The organism is Actinospica durhamensis (genome assembly GCF_018139695.1).
GTDB classification, from domain to species: domain Bacteria; phylum Actinomycetota; class Actinomycetes; order Streptomycetales; family Catenulisporaceae; genus Actinospica; species Actinospica durhamensis.
Genome location: NZ_JAGSOG010000640.1, coordinates 1 through 802, shown reverse-complemented (window position 1 = coordinate 802; position 802 = coordinate 1). Strand labels below are relative to the sequence as shown.

2 protein-coding genes are annotated in these 802 nt (G+C 71.9%); one reads left to right on the top strand and one right to left on the bottom strand.

All coding sequences use genetic code 11. The features are described 5' to 3' along the window. Positions 1 to 458: hypothetical protein (locus tag KDL01_RS41515; protein ID WP_212534210.1), on the top strand; the 458-nt coding region annotated here is incomplete at its 5' end. Positions 459 to 543: 85 nt separating this feature from the next. On the opposite strand, the gene KDL01_RS41510 is transcribed toward KDL01_RS41515, so the two are convergent. Beyond that, on the bottom strand, positions 544 to 802 hold a 259-nt coding region (locus KDL01_RS41510), incomplete at its 5' end, for a DUF5710 domain-containing protein (RefSeq protein WP_212534209.1).

The following is an 802-nucleotide window of genomic DNA, read 5'->3' as shown; positions in this document are numbered from 1 at the left end:
CCGCGGGGATCGTGGGGGTCGTGCTGTCACTGGTGTTCATGGCCGGGTCCGCCTTCGGGGTTTATGCGATCGCGCACTCCACGGCGGCGGATCCCGGCTGCATCAGCTACGAGCGGGCGGGTGAGGGTCTCTACAGCCAGGCCACGGCCGACAGCCAGCGGATTAATGCCGCGAAGGCCTCCGGAAGTTCGGCCGACATGTCCAGCGCCGAGAGCGCTTACCTTCAGGATCTCGAGACCGCCGCGGCGGACCTCGCGTACGCGGAGACGTTGGCGCAGCACGCGAACGTCCGGGCTGCGTTGCAGAAGGGGGCCACCGACGCCGAGGACCTGGTCCACGCGTTCACGCAGTACCTTGCCGAGAACAACAACGCCGCGGAGGTGGAGTCGAGCGCCCAGGCGATGGTGGCGGACGGCACGTCGATCGACGGCCTCTGCCAGAACGCTACCAACGGCTGAACCGGGACCGGGACGAGGACCGAGACCGGGACGAGGACCGAGACCGAGACCGGGACCGGGACCGGAACCAGGACCTGGACCAGACTCAGGGCAGCCAGCGGGTGATCCGGTGGCGATCAGGGCTCTGCGGGTCGGCGAAGCGGGCGGCGTCCACGTGCCAGAGTTCGAGGGCGGGGCTCCAGCGGGCCTGGGCCGCCGCCTTCGCGTCCTCCTTCTCCTCGCGCGGGACCGCCAGGTAGAGCCGCCCGTCCCGGACCACGCCGGGGCGGATTCCGGCGGCGGCCGCGGCGGCGTTGCCGAAGACGGCGGGTCTGCCCGCGGCGCCGGGGGCCGCGGGTTGGGCG